The organism is Streptomyces parvulus (assembly GCF_014648855.1).
Classification (GTDB): Bacteria; Actinomycetota; Actinomycetes; order Streptomycetales; family Streptomycetaceae; genus Streptomyces; species Streptomyces parvulus.
This window is the reverse complement of record NZ_BMRX01000022.1, coordinates 38781-57485: the sequence shown is the minus strand read 5'-3', so window position 1 is coordinate 57485 and position 18705 is coordinate 38781. Positions and strand designations below refer to the sequence as shown.

5 protein-coding genes are annotated in these 18705 nt (G+C 74.1%); all 5 read left to right on the top strand.

All coding sequences use genetic code 11. The features are described 5' to 3' along the window. Nucleotides 1–40 precede the first annotated feature (40 nt). From IE108_RS32510 to IE108_RS32490, 5 genes are read left to right on the top strand one after another with little or no spacing between them, the layout of a single operon-like run. The gene (locus IE108_RS32510) at nt 41–1624 is read left to right on the top strand and encodes an amino acid adenylation domain-containing protein (protein ID WP_064732274.1); all 1584 of its coding nucleotides are present in this window, start codon (nt 41–43) and stop codon (nt 1622–1624) included. 34 nt (nt 1625–1658) lie between these two features. Continuing rightward, entirely contained in the window at nt 1659–1892 is a 234-nt protein-coding gene (locus IE108_RS32505; RefSeq protein ID WP_064732275.1) for a phosphopantetheine-binding protein, read from the top strand. Between the two features lie 40 nt (nt 1893–1932). Next, on the top strand, nt 1933–3120 hold the full coding sequence (locus tag IE108_RS32500; protein WP_064732276.1) for an NAD(P)/FAD-dependent oxidoreductase: 1188 nt from the start codon (nt 1933–1935) through the stop codon (nt 3118–3120). Nucleotides 3121–3161: 41 nt separating this feature from the next. Next, on the top strand, nt 3162–10940 hold the full coding sequence (locus IE108_RS32495) for a non-ribosomal peptide synthetase (protein ID WP_064732277.1): 7779 nt from the start codon (nt 3162–3164) through the stop codon (nt 10938–10940). Nucleotides 10941–10952: 12 nt separating this feature from the next. Beyond that, a complete protein-coding gene (locus tag IE108_RS32490; RefSeq protein ID WP_064732278.1) occupies nt 10953–18701 on the top strand; it encodes a non-ribosomal peptide synthetase in 7749 nt (2582 codons plus the stop codon). The last annotated feature ends 4 nt before the right edge of the window (nt 18702–18705 follow it).

The following is an 18705-nucleotide window of genomic DNA, read 5'->3' as shown; positions in this document are numbered from 1 at the left end:
GCGGTCCGTCCGCCGGCACCGCCCACATCGGAGCCAGTTGATGATCCTTCAGGGAAAGCGGGTCGCCCTGCCCTCCGCGCCCGTCGTCCACAAGCAGTTCGAGTCGCACGTGGCGGCGGCCCCCGACGCGGTAGCCGTGGTCCACGCCGGCCGGCAGGTGACGTACGCGGAACTGGACGCCCGGGCGAACAGCTTCGCGCGCTTCCTCCTCGCCCGCGGGCACGGGCGCGGCGCGAAGGTCGGCGTCTGCCTCGACTACTCGCCCGACCTGCTCGTCGCCATCCTCGGCACGCTGAAGGCCGGCGCCGCCTACGTGCCCTTCGACCCGGCCTACCCGGAGGCGCGCCTGCGGCTGCTGCTGGGCCAGGTGCCCGGCCTCGCCCTGATCGTCGCCTCCCCGGCGACCGAGGCCATGGTCGAGTCGGCGGGAGTGGAGACCGTCGACCTCGACCGGCTCGCCGGCGAACTGGCGGGCCTGGCGACCACCGCGCCCGACACCGACGTCACCGGGGACGACGTGTGCTACGCCGTCTTCACCTCCGGGTCGACCGGGACGCCCAAGCTGACCGCGGTCCGCCACGAGGGCTGGTTCAACCTCATGCACTGGCTCAAGCTGGAGTACGGCCTGCACAGCGGGTCGCACAACCTGGTGGTCAGCGCCTTCGGCTTCGACCTCTCCCAACGCGCCCTGATGACACCGCTGTTCTGCGGCGCCACCCAGTACCTCCTGGCCAGCCGCAACTTCGACGCCATGATGGCGTACCGCATCCTGACCGAGCACGACATCCGCGTGGTGCACTGCGCCTCCAGCACCCTGTACGTGCTGGTGGACTGGGAGACCGCGCGCGGCGGCGACGCCCTCACCCGGCTCGACTACGTCCTCTTCGGCGGCGAGGCGCTCAAGGCCGAGCGGCTCACCGACTGGGCGCGGCGCCCGGGCAACACCTGCACCCTGCTGCACCAGTACGGCGTCGCCGAGTGCACGGACGTGGCGACCTCCTACGACCTCGCCGGCCATGACCCCGGCGGACGGGACGTCCCGCCGGTCGGCAGGCCCGCCCACAACACCGACATCCACCTCGTCGACGGGGACCTGCGCCACGTGGCGCCCGGTGAGCAGGGCGAGATCTGCATCGCCGGCGCCGGCGTCGGCGCGGGCTACCTGGGCAGCGGTCCCGAGAACAGCAGGTTCACCACCCTGGAGGCGGGCGGCGAGCGGATCCGCGTCTACCGCACGGGCGACCGCGGCCGGGTGACCGACGCCGGCGACCTCGTCGTCCTCGGCCGGATCGACGCCCAGGTGAAGGTGCGCGGCATGCGCATCGACCCCACCGACGTCGAACGCGCCCTCGCCCGCCTCGACGGCGTACGGGAGGCCGCGGTGGTGGTCACCGCCGGCGACACCGGCGAGGCCGAGCTGACGGCGTTCCTCGTGCCGGCCGGGGACGACCTCGTGGCGGCCGACGTGCGCGCCCGCCTGCTGGCGGTGCTGCCGCGCAACATGGTCCCCGCCCGGTTCCACAACATCCCGCGGCTGCCCCTGAGCCCGCACGGGAAGGTCGACCGCGCCGCGCTGGCCGACGCCCGCGGTGAGCACCACGCCGGCAGCGGCACGGCCGCCTAGCGGCGCGACAGCGACGAGAACCGAGAGGACAGTGATGACTGCCGACCGCGTGCGTGCCATCTGGTGCCGGGAGTTCCAGCGGGACGACATCTCCGTGGACGACGACTTCTTCGCCCTGGGAGGACAGTCCCTGGTCATGGTGCGGATCCAGGGCGCCTACATCGAGGAGCTGGGCGTCGAGGTCCCGATGGACCAGATGTTCCTCAACCCGACGGTGGCCTCCATCTCCGCCTACATCGAGTCCCAGGCCGCTACGACCGCCCCGTAGCCCGACCCTGTCGAAGAACTACTGGTAAGAGAGGCGCGCCATGTACGACGTGATTGTCATAGGTGCCCGTTGTGCGGGATCGCCGACGGCCATGCTGTTCGCGCGGCAGGGCTACCGCGTCCTGCTCCTGGAGAAAGCGCGCTTCCCGCAGGACACGCTCTCCTCGCACTACCTGCACATGCAGGGCGTGGCGCTGCTCAACCGCTGGGGACTGCTCGACCGGATCCGCGACTCGGGCGCCCAGCCGATCACCCACCAGGTCTACCAGGGCCCCGGCGTGCGCATCGAGGGCTTCTCCCTGCCGATCGACGGACTGACCACCACGTACGCGCCGCGGCGGTACGTGCTCGACCCGATCCTCGCCGAGGGCGCGGTGGCGGCCGGAGTGGAGTTCCGACAGGGCTGCGCGGTCAAGGACCTGGTGTTCGAGGACGACCGGGTCGTCGGGGTGCGCTACGCCACGCCCGGCGGCACCGAGACGACGGACCGGGCCCGCCTGGTCGTCGGCGCGGACGGCATGCGCTCGCTGGTGGCGCGCAAGACCGGCGCGGAGAACGTCATCGAGCACCCGCGCATGACCACCACCTACTACAGCTACTGGTCCGGGGTGCCGGCCGACTTCGAGCTGTACGAGCGGCCGGGCCGCTGGATCGGCGTCCTGCCGACCAACGACGACCTCACCCTGCTCATGACGTACTTCCCGCAGGCGGACTACAACGACATCCGCAAGAACGTGGAGCCCGCCTACCTGGAGGCCTTCCGCAGCACGGCCCCCGAGCTGTACGAGCGGATGCGCTCGGGCCGGCGCGAGGAGCAGCTCTACGGCACCGGCCACCAGGAGAACTACTTCCGCAGGGCCTACGGACCCGGCTGGGTACTGGTCGGCGACGCGGTGAACCACAAGGACTCCATCACCGCCCGCGGCATCACCGAGGCCTTCGTCCAGGCCCAGTCGCTCACCGACCTGATCGGGGACCGGCTGCACGACGACGCCGCCCTCAGGTCGGCTCTGCGGCGCTACGAGAACGAGCTGGGCAACGAGGCCCTCAACCACTACCAGGGCGCGCTCAACGTGGCCGAACTCAAGCCCGAGGGGCGCACCGAGATGCTGCGCAAGCTGGTCGGCCACCAGGAGCACATCGACCGGTACTTCTCGACGCTGTCGGGAGCGTGCTCCATCGACGACTTCTACAACGACGAACTCCTGACCCTCCTCGACCAGGGCTGAGCCCGCCACCCGCCCCCCGGCTCGCCGATATTGGAGACACAATGATCCCGTTGTCGTTCGCGCAGCGCCGGCTGTGGTTCGTGGACCGGTTCGAAGGCCCCTCACCGACCTACAACGGCGCGTTCGCCCTGCGGCTCACCGGCGAGCTGGACGTGGACGCGCTCACCGCGGCGCTGCGCGACGTCGTCGACCGGCACGAGGTCCTGCGCACGGTGATCGTCGAGGGCGACGACGGTGTCCCGCACCAGCGGGTGCTCGCGGCCGGGGAGAGACCGTTCGACCTGCCCGTCCTCGACGCGGCCGGCGAACAACGCGCGGCGGCGATCGAGGAGACCGCCACCGAGACCTTCGACCTTGCCGCCGACGTGCCGATCCGCGCCCGGCTGGTGCGCGGCGGACCGCGCGACCACACCCTCGTCGTCGTCGCGCACCACATCGCCGTGGACGGCGAGTCCTTCGGTCCGCTCTTCCGCGACCTCACCGCCGCCTACTCGGCCCGCGCCGAGGGCCGGGCCCCCGCCTGGGAGCCGCTGCCGGTGCAGTACGCGGACTACACGCTCTGGCAGCTCGACGTGCTGGGCGACGAGTCCGACCCCGAGAGCCTGGCGGCCCGGCAGCTCGACTACTGGCGCGAGGCGCTGGCCGACCTGCCGCAGCCGCTGCCCCTGCCGACGGACCGCCCGCGCCGCTCGACGACCAGCCCCGACGGCGACCGCGTCCCGTTCGCCCTCGACCCCGGCCTGCTGGAGTCCGTGGAGAAGCTGGCCGCCGACCTGGACACCACCGTCTCGATGGTCATGCACTCGGCGCTCGCGGTGCTCCTCCAGCACCTCGGCTGCGGCGACGACGTGCCCATCGGCGCCCCGATCACCGACCGCACCGACGAGGACCTGCGCGACCTGGTCGGGTTCTTCGTCAACACCTGGGTGCTCCGCGTCGACCTGGCCGGCCACCCCACCTTCCGCGAGCTGCTCCAGCGGGTGCGGGAGAGGTCCCTGGCCGCCTACGACAACCAGGACATGCCCTTCGAGCGGCTCGTGGAACTGCTCAACCCGCACCGCTCCACCGCCTACAACCCGTTCTTCCAGGTCATGCTCTCCTGGCAGCCGTCCGTGCCGCCGCTCCAACTGCCCGGCCTGGGCGTGCTGGTCGAGCGGCTGGAGACCGGCACCGCCAAGTTCGACCTCTTCTTCGACCTGCTGCCGAACGCCTCCGGCGGCGCCGACTGCCGGCTGGAGTTCGCCACCGGGCTCTTCGACCGGGACACGGCCGAGAGCATCGCCGACCGGTTCGTCCGCGTCCTTCGCCGGCTGGTGGCCGAACCGGAGCGCGCGGTCACCGCCGTCGACGTCCTCGACCCGGCCGAGCGGCGGCGCTGGCTCGACCGGGCCACCGACACCGCGGCCGAACTGCCCGACCTCACCGTCCCCGAGCTGTTCGAGCGGCAGGCGGCCGCCACCCCCGACGCCCCCGCGCTCGTGTGCGACGGGCGGACCCTGACCTACCGCGAGCTGGACGGGCGGGCGGACGCCGTCGCCCGGGAGCTGGTCCGGCGCGGGGCGGGCCCCGAGGACCTGGTGGTCCTCGCGCTGCCCCGCACCGAGGACCTCGTCACCGGCCTGCTCGGCATCCTCAAGTCCGGCGCCGGATACGTCCCGCTGGACCCGCAGTACCTCAGCGGGCGGGCGCCGACCGTGCTGGCCGAGGCCCGCCCCCGGTACGCGGTCACCGACACCGCCACCTGGCGCGCGATGCCGCCGGGCGACCTCGCGCCGGTCCTCCTCGACGAGCGCGCCGGGTGGGCAGGACCCGCCGACGAGCCCTCCAGCGCCCCCGCCGCGCCGCTCGGGCCGGACAACCTGGCGTACGTGATGTACACCTCCGGCTCCACCGGCAAGCCGAAGGGCGCGGCGATCACCCACCGCAACGTCGTCAACGGCGTACGGGAACTGGTCCGCGTGCTCGGCACACCGCCCGGGTGGCGGATGCCGGCCGGCACCTCGGTCAACTTCGACGTCTCGGTCTTCGAGCTGCTGACCACCCTGACCACCGGCGGCACCGTCGAGATCCTGCCGAACGCCCTGGCGCTCGGCGAACGGGACGCCTTCGACGGCCATGTCCTCAGCGGCGTCCCCTCGGTCCTCGGCGAGCTGGTCGGCCACCTCGACAAGGCGCCCGACGTACGCACCGTCGTCTTCGCCGGCGACGTCCTGCCCGGCCGGCTCGTGCGGCAGGTGCGCGAGGCGCTGCCCGGCGCGCGGATCGTCAACTCCTACGGCCAGAGCGAGAGTTTCTACGCCACCGCCTTCTCCCTCGCCGCGGACGAGGAGTGGGCCCACGGCGACGTCGCGCCCATCGGCACGCCGCTGGGCAACATGCGCGCCTACGTCCTCGGCCCGGGCCTGGCCCCGGTACCCGAGGGCGTGGTGGGCGAGCTGTACGTGGCCGGCGCCTGCCTGGGCCGCGGCTACCACGGCCGCCCCGCCCTGACCGCCGAACGCTACCTGGCCGACCCCTTCGGCCCGGCCGGCGAGCGGATGTACCGCACCGGCGACCTGGCCCGCTGGAACGCCCGCGGTGAACTGGAGTGCGTCGGCCGCGGCGACGGCCAGGTCAAGGTGCGCGGATTCCGCATCGAGACGACCGAGGTCGAGGCCGTCGTCACCGGCCACCCCGGCATCAGCGAGGCCGTGGTCGTCGGCCGGGAGCAGCCCTCGGGCGGCAAGCGACTCGTCGCCTACGTGGTGCACACCGGCGAGGGGGCCGTGGGCGACGACGGCGTCGGCGGCATCGGCGACGTCGACGTGCAGTCCGGCGCCTCCGCCGCCGAGCTGCGCAAGTACGTCGCCGCCCGGCTGCCGGACTACATGGTGCCCTCGGCCTTCGTCGCCCTCGGCAGGCTGCCGCTCGGCCCGACCGGCAAGCTGGACCGCTCCGCGCTGCCCGAGCCGGAGTTCCTCGGCGAGACCTACCGGGAGCCCCGCACCGAGGCGGAGAAGATCATCACCGCCGCCTACGCGGACGTGCTCGGCGTCGACCGGGTCGGCGCCGACGACGACTTCTTCGCCGTGGGCGGGGACAGCCTGCGCTCCATCCAGGTCGTCGCCCGGGCCCGCGCCAAGGGCCTGGAACTGACCACCCGGGAGATCTTCGAATGCCGTACGGCGGCCAGGCTGTCCGAGGTGGCCGCCGACCGCCGGGACCGGGCGCCCGTCCTCGCCGAACTCGACGGCGGCGGCGTCGGCCCCATGCCGCTGCCGCCGGTCGCGCGGCAGGTGTTCGAACACGGCGGCGGCACCGACCGGTTCGCCATGTCGATGGTGCTGGAACTGCCCGAGGGCATCGACGCCGGCACCCTCGCCGCGACGCTGGACGCCGTCTTCGACCGGCACGACCTGCTGCGCGCCCGCCTGGTCCGCGGCGACGAGCCCACCCTCGTCGTGAGCGGCCCCGGCACCGTCCGCGCCGCGGACCTGATCCGCCGGGTCGGCTGCGACGGCCGCTGGGACGAGCCGGCCGCGCTGGACGCCGCCAGGGCGGAACTGGACGCCTCGGTGGGTCGCCTGGACCCCGAGGCCGGCACCGTGGCGGACCTCGTCTGGTTCGACGCGGGCTCCGGCCGGGGCCGGCTGCTGGTGGTGCTGCACCACCTGGTCGTGGACGGCGTCTCCTGGCGCGTCCTCATGTCCGACCTCGCCGAGGCCTGGCAGCGGGTGCGGGCCGGGAAGGCGCCCGAACTGCCGCCGGTCGGCACCTCGGCCCGGCGCTGGGCCGCCGCGCTGGAGGACGAGGCGTACACCCCCGGGCGGGAGGCCGAACTGACGCACTGGCTGAACGTCCTGGAGGCGTCCGACCCGCCGCTCGGCAGCCGGCCGTTCGACCCGTCGGTGGATGTGTGGTCCACCGTCGACACCGTGCGGGTGGAGCTGCCCGCCGACGTCACCGAGGCCGTGCTGACCACCCTCCCCACCGCGTTCCGAGCCACCGGCACCGACGTGCTGCTCGCCGCCCTCGCGCTGGCCATGGAGCGGTGGCGCGGCGCGGACGCCTCGACCCTGGTCCGCCTGGAGGGGCACGGCCGCGAGGAGGACGTCGTCCCCGGAGCCGACCTCTCGCGCACCGTCGGATGGTTCACCAGCATGTACCCGGCCCGGGTCGACGTGCGGGACGTGGACCTCGCCGACGTACTGGCCGGAGGCCCCGCCGCCGGCCAGGCCGTCAAGCTCGTCAAGGAGCAGCTGCGCGCCGTCCCCGACAAGGGCGTCGGCTACGGAATGCTGCGCTGGCTGAACCAGGAGACCGGCGAGCAGCTCGCCGACTGCCCCGTGCCGCAGGTCGGGTTCAACTACCTCGGCCGGATCTCCGACTCCGACGTGCCCGAGCACCTGCGCGCCGAGGGCTGGGGACCGGCGTCCTGGTCCGCCGAGCTGATCGCGCTGCCCGACGGGGACCTGCCGGCGCTGTCCGCGCTGGAGGTCAACTCCGTCGCCACCGACACCCCCGACGGCACCCGGCTGCAGGCCGCCTTCATGTTCGCCGGCAAGATCCTCTCCCGCGAGCGGACCACCGAACTGGCCGAGCTGTGGGTCGAGGTGCTGCGCGGCATGGCCGCCCACGCCGCGCTTGCCGGCATCGGCGGGCTCACCCCCTCCGACGCCCCGCTCGTCCCGGTCCGGCAGTACGAGATCGAGGCCTGGGAGGAGCGCTACGGCCGGCTGACCGAGGTGTGGCCGCAGGCCCCCGGGCAGTCCGGCATCCAGTTCCAGGCCGCGCTCGCCGAGGGCTCCTTCGACGTCTACCACATGCAGTTCGCGCTGCACCTGAACGGACACGTGGACCCCGAGCGCATGCGGGCGGCCGGACAGGCACTCCTGGAGCGCTACCCGAACCTGCGCTCCGCGTTCCTCACCACCGACGAGGGCGACCCGGTGCAGGTCGTGCCGGAGCACGTCTACATCCCCTGGCGGCACCTGGACCTGACCGGACTGAGCGAGACCGAGCAGGACGCGGCGCTCGACCGGGCGCTCGCCGACGACCGGGCCGACCAGCTCGACCCGGCCCGGCCCCCGCTGATCCGCCTGGCGCTGCTCACCTGCGGCCCCGACCGCGCCAAGCTGATCGTCACCGCGCACCACACCCTCTTCGACGGCTGGTCCTCACCCATGGTGATCACGGACCTGATCAGGCTGTACTCCGGGAGCCGGGACCTGACCCCGGTCCGCGACTACGGCGACTACCTGACCTGGCTGTCGCGCCAGGACCACGCGGTGTCCGAGGCGCGGTGGAAGGCCGAGCTGGACGGGTTCGACGAGCCGACCCTCGTCGCCCCGAACGCGGCCCTCAAGGGCAGCGCGTCCGCCCTCGGCCGCGTCGAGGTACCGCTGCCGATCGACAAGGGACGCGAACTCGCCCGCCGCGCGGCGGAGCTGGGCGTCACCCTGAACACGCTCCTCCAGGGCGCCTGGGCGATCCTGCTGTCGCAGCTCACCGGGCAGCGCGACGTGGTCTTCGGAGCCGCCGTCAACGGCCGCCCGGCCGACCTGGCCGGCTCCGACGAGATGGTCGGCCTGTTCATCAACACCCTGCCGACCAGGGTGGACTGCGGCCCCCGGCACACCATGGGCGAGGTCATCACCGGCCTCCAGGACCGGCAGACGGCCCTGCTCGACCACCACCACCACGGGCTGGCGGACATCCAGCGGAGCGTCGGACTGCCCGCCCTCTTCGACACGCTGATCGTGTTCGAGAACTACCCGATCGACCGCGAAGGCATGGTGGAGGCCAACACCTCGGCGGGCTTCACCATCGACGGCATCCGCCCCTTCGCGGGCTCCCACTACCCGCTCACGCTCAACTCCTCCGACCCCTACCTGCGGCTCTCCCTCGACTACCAGAACAACCTCTACGAGCGCGCGGAGGCCGAGGAGATCGCCGCCCGGCTCGTACGCGTCCTCGACCTGCTGCTGGCCGACCCGGCCACCCGCCTCGGCGACGTCGACGTACTCGACGACCGGGAGCGCGACTGGCTGCTGCGCGAGGTCAACGACACCGCCGAACCCACCCTCCGGGCCGGCCTGGTGGAGGAGGTGCGCCGGCAGGCGGAGGCCACCCCCGAGGCCCCGGCGGTCATCGCCGAGGACGAGTCGCTCACCTACGCCGAGCTGGACGCACGCGCCAACCGCCTCGCGCACTGGCTGATCGACCGCGGCGTGGGACCCGAGTCGCCGGTGGCCGTACGGCTGCCCCGGTCCGCGCGGCTCGTGGTCGCGCTGCTGGCGGTGCTCAAGGCGGGCGCCACCTACGTGCCGGTCGACCCGGACCACCCGGCGAGCCGCATCGACCACATCGTCGACGACGCCCGGCCCGTCCTCGTCCTCGACGCAGACACCCTCGAGGGCGCCGACTGCGCGGGCCGCCCCGCGTCGGCGCCCACCGTGGCCGTCCACCCGGACAACGCCGCGTACGTCATCTACACCTCCGGATCCACGGGCAGGCCCAAGGGCGTGTCGGTCACCCACCGCGGCCTGGCCAACTTCCTGGCCACCATGCGGCGGCGCCACCCGCTGACCCCGGGTGACCGGCTGCTCGCCGTGACCACCGTCTCCTTCGACATCGCGGGCCTGGAGCTGTACCTGCCGCTGATCTCCGGGGCGGCCGTGGTGCTCGCGGGCAAGGAGACCGTCGCCCAGCCCGCGGCGGTACGCGAGACGATGCGCCGCCACGGGGTGACCGTCCTCCAGGCGACACCGGCGTTCTGGCAGATCCTGCTCATGGAGGAACCCGACGCCGCCACCGGCCTCAGGGTCCTGGTCGGCGGGGAGGCGCTGCCGCCGAGCCTGGCCGAGGACCTCGCCGGACAGGCCGCCGAGGTCGCCAACGTGTACGGCCCGACCGAGACCACGATCTGGTCCACGAGCGCCCCGGTCACCCCGGGCGCCGGCACCCCGGCCATCGGGGCACCGATCGGCAACACCCGGGTGTACGTGCTCGACGCGCGCCTGCGGCCCGTACCGCGCGGCGTGCAGGGCGAGCTGTACATCGCCGGCGACGGCCTGGCCCGCGGTTACCACGGCCGGCCCGACCTCACCGCGGGCCGCTTCGTGGCCTGCCCGTTCGGAGGACCCGGCGACCGGATGTACCGCACCGGCGACCTGGTGCGCTGGCGGGAGGACGGCCGGCTGGAGTACATCGGACGCTCCGACTTCCAGGTCAAGGTCCGGGGATTCCGGATCGAGCTGGGCGAGATCGAGCACGTCCTGGCCGAACACCCCACCGTGGCGCAGTCGGTCGCCGTGGTCCGGGAGGACCGCCCCGGCGACCAGCGGCTGGTCGCGTACCTGGTGCCGGCCGGCAAGGCGGACGCGGCCGGGCTGGACCTCGCGCCCCTGGCGGAGCTGCTGCGCCGGCGCCTGCCGGACTACATGGTCCCCTCCGCGATCGTGCCCCTCGCCGAGCTGCCCGTGAACCCGAGCGGCAAGCTCGACCGCGGCGCGCTCCCCGCACCCGACCAGGGCGGCGCCGGAACCGGGCGGCCCCCGCGCACGCCCACCGAGGAAGCCCTGTGCGGACTCTTCGCCGACCTGCTCGGCAGGGAGGAGATCGGCATCGACGACGACTTCTTCGGCAACGGCGGCCACTCCCTGCTGGCCACCCGGCTCAGCGGGCGCATCCGCACCCGGTTCGGCGTCGACTCCAAGGTCACGATGGTGTTCCGCAACCCGACCGTCGCCCAACTGGCGGCCCGTATCGAGGAACTGACCGCGGACGACTCCCGGCCCCGCAAGAAGAACCGCCCCCAGCTGCGTCAGATGACCGTGTAGGAGTTTGCGCCGATGATTCCGCTGTCGTTCGCCCAACGCCGGCTGTGGTTCCTCCACCGTCTGGAAGGCCCGTCCGCGACCTACAACATCCCCTTCGCGCTGCGCCTGGAAGGGCCGCTGGACACCGCGGCCCTGGCCGCGGCCGTGACGGACGTCGTGACCCGGCACGAGACACTGCGCACCCTGATCGCCGAGAACGCGGACGGCACCCCCGAGCAGCGCGTCCTGCCCGCGCGGGAGGCAGTCGTCCCGTTCCGGGTGGCCGACGTGACGGCGGACGCGCTGGACGCCGCACTGGGCGAGGAGCTGCGCGAGGGCTTCGACCTGGAGACGGAGCTGCCCCTGCGCGTCACCGTCCTGCGGCTCTCCCCCGAGGAGCACGTCGTCGCGTTCGTCTTCCACCACATCGCGGTGGACGGCGCCTCCATGGCCCCCTTCCTCCAGGGACTGGTGTCGGCGTACACGGCCCGCCGCCGGGGCGATGCCCCCCGGTGGGAGCCGCTGCCGGTGCAGTACAAGGACTACACGCTGTGGCAGCGGGAGGTCCTCGGCGACGAGGCGGACCCCGAGTCGGTCGCCGCTTCGCAGATCGACTACTGGCGCCAGGAGCTGGCAGGGGTGCCGCAGCCGGTCCAGCTCCCGCTGGACCGGCCCCGCCCCACGATGTCCGACCACCGCGGCGGCCACGTCTCCTTCGAGCTGGCCCCCGACCTGCTCACCGGGCTCGGCCGGCTGGCCGCCGAGCACGGGGCCACGCCGCCGATGGCCGCCCAGGCCGCGCTCGCGGTCCTCCTGCACAAACTCGGCGGCGGCACCGACCTGACCATCGGCAGCCCCATCGAGGGGCGCGCCGACGAACAGCTCGACGACCTGATCGGCTTCTTCGTCAACACCTGGGTGCTGCGCGCCGACCTGTCCGGCGGCCCGACCTTCCGCGGCCTCCTGGAGCAGGTGCGCGACAAGGCCCTCGCCGCCTACGACAACCAGGACATGCCGTTCGAGCGGCTGGTGGAGCTGCTCGGCCCCGAACGCGCCACCTCCTACCAGCCGCTCTTCCAGACCATGCTGGCCTGGCAGTTCGTGTGGCCGCGCATCGAGATGCCGGGTCTCAGGGCGACCCCCGTCGCGGCGGACACCGGCAGCGCCAAGTTCGACCTGTTCTTCAACGTCGTCCCGCAGGCCGACGGCGGCGCCTACGGGCGGCTGGAGTACGCCGCACAGCTCTTCGACCACACCACGGCCCAGGCGATCGTCGACCGCTTCCTGCGCGTCCTGCGCCAGGTCGTCGCCGATCCCGGCGCGCCGCTCGCCGCGGTGGACGTGCGCAGCGACGCCGAACGGGACCAGCTGGCGCGGCTGAACGACACGGCGGCCCCGGTGCCTGCGTCGACCGTGCCGGAGCTGGTCGCCGCCCAGGCGGCCCGCACCCCCGACGCGACGGCGGTGGTGTCCGCCGGTACCGCGCTGACGTACCGGGAACTGGAGGACCGAGCCGGGCGTCTCGCCGCCGTGCTGCGCGAGCACGGCGTCGGTCCGGACGTCCTGGTCGCCGTGGCCCTGCCGCGCACCGCCGACCTGGTCGTCGGCACACTGGCCGTGCTCAAGGCCGGCGGCGCCTACCTCCCGGTCGACCCCGGATACCCGTCCTCACGGGTCGGCCTGCTGCTCGACACCGCCCGCCCGGCGCTGGTGCTCACCGGCCACGAGGCGGCGGCGAGCGTCGCCGGATGCCGCCCTCCCGTGCTCCGCCTGGAGGAGCTGGACCTGGACGCCCCGGCGCCCCCGGCCCCCGGCCCCCGCGTCTCGGCGGACGACCTCGCCTACGTGATGTTCACCTCCGGCTCGACCGGCACCCCCAAGGGCGTCGCCGTCACGCACGGCGCCGTCGTCAACGGAGTGCGGGACCTGCGCCGCACCGTGGGCGTCGGGGCCGGGTCCCGGATGCTCGCCGCGACGTCCGTGAACTTCGACGTCTCCGTCTTCGAGATCTTCACCGCCCTCACCGCGGGCGCCAGCGTCGAGATCGTCCGCGACGTGCTCGAACTCGCCGAACGCGACCCGTGGTCGGGCACCACGATCAGCGCCGTGCCCACCGTCTTCTCGGCCCTGCTCGACCAACTCGCCGCCACCGGCCGAAGCGGCGGCGGACTCGACGTGGAGACCGTCGTCTTCGCCGGCGAGGCCCTCACGGCCGGCCTGGTGCGCAAGGTCCGCGACGCCCTGCCCGGCGTCCGCGTCGTCAACGCCTACGGGCAGACCGAGAGCTTCTACGCCACCACGCACACCGTGCCGGAGGAGACCGGGGAGACCGGCGCGGTCCCCGTCGGACGCCCGCTCGCCAACATGCGCGCCCACGTCCTCGGCCCGGACCTCGCCCCGGTGCCGCCCGGCGTCGTCGGCGAGCTGTACGTCGCCGGGCGGCTCGCCCGCGGCTACCACCGCGACGGACGGGCCACCGCCGAGCGCTTCGTGCCCTGCCCGTTCGGCGCACCCGGCGCGCGGATGTACCGCACCGGCGACCTGGCGCGGTGGGACCGCGAGGGCCGGCTGGAGTACGCGGGGCGCGCGGACACCCAGGTCAAGGTGAACGGCATCCGCGTCGAGCCCACCGAGATCGAGACGGTCCTCGCCCAGCACCCCGCGGTCGGCCAGGCCGTGGTCACCGTGCGCGAGGACCCCGCGGGGAAGGCCCGGCTCGTCGGCTACGTGGCACCGGCCCGCACCGCGGACGGCGGCACGGACCCCGCCGCCGTCCCGGCCGCGGAGCTGCGGCGGTTCGCCGCCGGGCGGCTGCCGGACTACATGGTGCCCGCGCTGCTCGTCGTGCTGGACCGGCTCCCGCTGACCGCCAGCGGCAAGCTGGACCGGGCCGCGCTGCCCGATCCGGAGTTCACCGCCGCCGAGTACCGGGAGCCGCGCACCGCCACCGAGCGGATCCTCGCCGAGGTGTACGCGGACGTACTCGGCGCCGAACGGATAGGCGTCGACGACGACTTCTTCACCAGCGGCGGCGACAGCATCCGCTCCATCCAGGTCGTCGCCCGGGCCAAGACGCGGGGCGTCACGGTCAGCACCCGGGAGGTCTTCGAACACCGCACGGTCGTCCGCCTCGCGGAACTCGTCGAGGGCCGCGCGGAGCGGGAACCGGTGACCCTGGCCGAGCTGCCCGGCGGCGGGACCGGGTCCTGCCCGCTGCCGCCGACCGCGGCCCACGTCCTCGAACTCGGCGGCGGTCTCGGCCGGTTCTGCATGTCCGCGCTGCTGGTCCTCCCCGAGGAGATCGACCGGCCGCGACTGGCCGCCACCCTTCAGGCCGTACTGGACCGCCACGACGTCCTCAGATCCCGGCTCGACCGCACCGGACGGTGCCTGCACATGGCCCCGGCCGGCAGCGTGGACGCCGGCGCCCTGGTGCGCGAGGTCCCCTGGGACGGCGCCGACGCGCAGGCCGAACTGGACGCGGCGGCCGACCGCCTCGACCCGGACACGGGCGTCATGGCGCAGTTCGTGCGGCTGACCTCGGCCACCGACGCGGACCGGCTGCTGATCGTGCTGCACCACCTCGTCGTCGACGGGGTGTCCTGGCGGATCCTGCTGCCCGACCTGGTCTCCTCCTGGCAGCGGGTCCGCGACGGACTGCCGCCCCGGCGGGCCGAGGCGGGCACCTCACTGCGCCGCTGGACGCACGCCCTGGCCGACGAGGCCGCCACCGCCGAGCGGGAGGCGGAACTGCCCGTGTGGCAGGAGATCCTGCGCGGCGAGGAACCCCCGCTCGGCGCGCGGGAGACCGACCCCGCGCGCGACGTCGCCGCCACCGTGGACACGGTCCGCGTCCGGGTGCCGGCCGACGTCACCCGGACGCTGCTCGACACGGTGCCCGCGGTGTTCCGCGCCGGAGCCGACGACGGACTGCTGGCCGCCCTGGCCCTCGCGCTGGTCCGCTGGCGCCGTACCCGGGGCGTGCCCGGCTCCACCGCACTGGTCCGGCTGGAGGGACACGGCCGGGAGGAGCACGTGGTGCCGGGCGCCGACCTGTCCGGCACGGTCGGCTGGTTCACCGCCATGTTCCCGGTGCGCCTGGACCTGGCCGGCGTCGACGTGGCCGACGCCTTCGCCGGCGGACCGGCGGCCGGGCGGGCGGTCAAGGCCGTCAAGGAGCAGCTTCGCGCGCTACCGGACCACGGCGTCGGCTACGGCATGCTGCGCCACCTCAACCCCGGCACCGCCGCCCACCTCGCCGGGCTGCGCACGCCCCAGGTCGGCTTCAACTACCTCGGCAAGTCCTCCGCGGCGGACATCCCCGAGGAACTGCGCGGCCAGGGCTGGACCCCGGACCCCGGGCACCGCGACCTGATCGCCGCGCCCGACGCCGACCTGCCGGTGCTCTCCGCGCTGGAGATCAACGCGGTCGCCGGCGCCACCCCCGAAGGCGACGAGCTGACCGCCTACTTCGGCTTCCCGACCGGTGTGCTCTCGCGCGACGAGGTCACCGAGCTGGCCGGGCTGTGGGTCGAGGCGCTGACCGCCCTGGCCCGGCACGCCGCCACCCCCGGAGCGGGCGGACCGACGCCGAGCGACGCACCGCTGGTCCGGGTGGCCCAGGAGGAGATCGACGCCTGGGAGGAGCGCTTCGGCCGGCTGACCGAGGTGTGGCCGGTGACCCCCGCGCAGTCCGGGATGCTCTTCCACACCATGCTGGCCGGGACGTCGTCCTTCGACGCCTACCACATGCAGATGGTCTTCCACCTCCGCGGCGACGTCGACCCGGAGCGGATGCGCCGCGCCGGGCAGGCACTGCTGGACCGGCACGCCAACCTCCGCGCCGCCTACGTCGAGCAGGCCGACGGCGACGTGGTGCAGGTGGTCCCGCGCGAGGCGACCCTGCCCTGGCGCCACCTCGACCTGCGCGCGACGGACGGCGCGGAGGGGACGGAGGCGTTCGAGCGCTTCCTCGCCGAGGACCGGGCCGCCCACTTCGACCGGGCCGCCCCGCCGCTGTTCCGGCTGGCCCTGGCCGTCCTCGGACCCGACCGCACCGAACTGGTGATGACCGCCCACCACGTCCTGTTCGACGGCTGGTCCACGCCGCTGCTGATGCGGGACCTGCTGCTGCTCTACGCCTTCGACGGCGACGGCGCCGCCCTGCCCGCCGCCCGCGGCTTCGGCGACTTCCTGACCTGGCGCGCGCGGCAGGACCAGGAGGAGTCGGCCCGCGCCTGGGCGGCCGAGCTGGACGGGCTGGAGGAGCCCACGCTGCTCGTCCCCGGCGCCGTGAGCGCGGGCGACGAAGGCCTCGGCCGGGTCGAGGTCCCGCTGGAGCCCGGGACGGCCCGCGGCGTCGCCCGCCGCGCCGCCGCGCTGGGCGTCACCGTCAACACCCTCATCCAGGGCGCCTGGGCGCTGCTGCTCGGCCGGCTCACCGGACGCCAGGACGTGGTGTTCGGCGCGACCGTCTCCGGGCGCCCGCCCGCGGTGAGCGACGTCGAGTCGATGGTCGGCCTGTTCATCAACACCGTCCCCGTCCGCGTCCGGTACGGGCCCGGGGACACCCTCGCCGAGATCCTCACCCGCCTCCAGGACCGCCAGGCCGGCCTGCTGGACCACCACCACCACGGGCTCACCGAGATCCAGCGGGCCACCGGACTCCAGTCCCTCTTCGACACCCTGGTGGTCTTCGAGTCGTACCCCGTCGACCAGGAGGGCCTCGGCGCCGCCCTCGACGCCACCGCCGGGATCACCCTCACCGGCATGACCGCCGCCACCGGCACCAACTATCCGCTGACCCTGATGGCGCTGGTCGAACCGGAGCTGCGGCTCGACCTCCAGTACGCGGAGGGCGTCCTCGACCGGGAGACGGTGCGGACCTGCGCCGCCCGGCTCGTCCGGGTCCTCCAGCAGCTCACCACCACCCCCGAGCTGCCGGCCGGCCGGCTGGACGTCCTGGAGCCGGCCGAACGCCGCCTGCTCCTCGACCGGTTCAACGACACGGCCGCCCCGACGCCGGCCACCACGATCGGCGGGCTCGTCCAGGCGCAGACGGCACGCACCCCGGACGAGACCGCCCTCGTCGCCGGCGACGTCACGCTCACCTACCGGGAACTGGACGACCGGGTCGCGCGTCTGGCCGGCGAACTGACCCGGCGGGGCGTGAGCCCCGAGTCGGTGGTCGCCGTGGCCCTGCCCCGGTCGGCGGACCTGGTGGTCGCCCTGCTCGCGGTCCTCAGATCGGGCGGCGCGTACCTCCCGGCCGACCCCCGCTACCCGGGCGAGCGCCTGCGGTCCATCCTCCGCGAGGCGCGGCCCCGCCTGGTCCTGACGGACACCGCGACGGCCGCGACGCTGCCCGGTCACGACGCCCCGGACCTCCTGCTCGACACGCTCGACCCGGCCGCCGCTCCGCCGGCCCCGGCACCGCCGGTGCACGCGGGGCAGCTGGCGTACGTGATGTACACCTCCGGCTCCACCGGCACGCCCAAGGGCGTCGCCATCACCCACGCCAACGTGGTCAACGGCGTGCTGCGGCTCGCCTCCCGCCTCGAACTCGGACCGGGCAAGCGCATGCTGGCCGGCGCCTCGGTCAACTTCGACGTCTCGGCCTTCGAGATCTTCACCACGCTCGCCACCGGCGGGATCGTCGAACTGGTCCGGGACGTCCTGGTGCTGGGGGAGCGCAAGGCCTGGAGCGGTGCCGTCATCTCCACCGTGCCGTCCGCCTTCGCCGAACTCGTCGACCAGATCGCCGACCGCACCGCCGTCGAGACGCTCGTCTTCGCGGGCGAGGCCCTGCCCCTCGCCCTCGTCCGGAAGGTGCGCGGCGCCTTCCCGGGGGCGCGGATCGTCAACGCCTACGGACAGAGCGAGTCGTTCTACGCCACCACCTGCACCCTCGCCGACGGCACGGGCGAGCCGGACGCGCCGGGCAACGCCCCCGTCGGCACCCCGCTCGGCAACATGCGCGCCTACGTCCTCGACCCCGGCCTCGGCCCCGTACCGCCGGGCGCGGTCGGCGAGCTGTACGTCGGCGGCAGCGTGGGCCGCGGGTACCACCGCCGGGCCGCGCTGACCGCCGAGCGGTTCGTCGCCGACCCGTACGGCCCGCCCGGCGCGCGCATGTACCGCACCGGCGACCTGGCCCGGTGGAACACCGAGGGCCTGCTGGAGTACGCGGGCCGCGCGGACACCCAGGTCAAGGTGCGCGGCTTCCGCGTCGAACCGGCCGAGGTCGAGGCGGCGCTGACCGCGCACCCCGACATCGCCCAGGCCGCCGTGGTCGTCCGCGGCACCGGCGCGGCCGGGCGGCTCGTCGCGTACGCCGTGCCCTCGGGCGGTACCACCTCGGCGGAGCTGGGCCGGTTCGCCGCAGAGCGGCTGCCGGAGTTCATGGTCCCCTCCGCCGTCGTGCTCCTGGACCGGCTGCCGCTGATGCCCAACGGCAAGCTGGACCGGGGCGCGCTGCCCGAGCCGGAGTTCACCAGCGCCCCCTACCGCGAGCCCCGTACCGCCCGCGAGAAGGCCCTGGCCGAGCTGTTCGCGGAGGTCCTCGACGTGGACCGGGTCGGCCTCGACGACGGCTTCTTCGCACTCGGCGGGCACTCCCTGCTCGCCACCCGGCTGATCAGCCGCGTCCGCGCCGAACTGGGCGTCGAGATCCCCATCCGCCAGGTCTTCGACCAGCCGACGGTCGCCGCGCTCGCCGCGTGGTCGGAGGCATCGGCCGCTCCCCGCCGCCCGAGTATGCGCCAGATGTTCAACAAGGAGTGAAGCC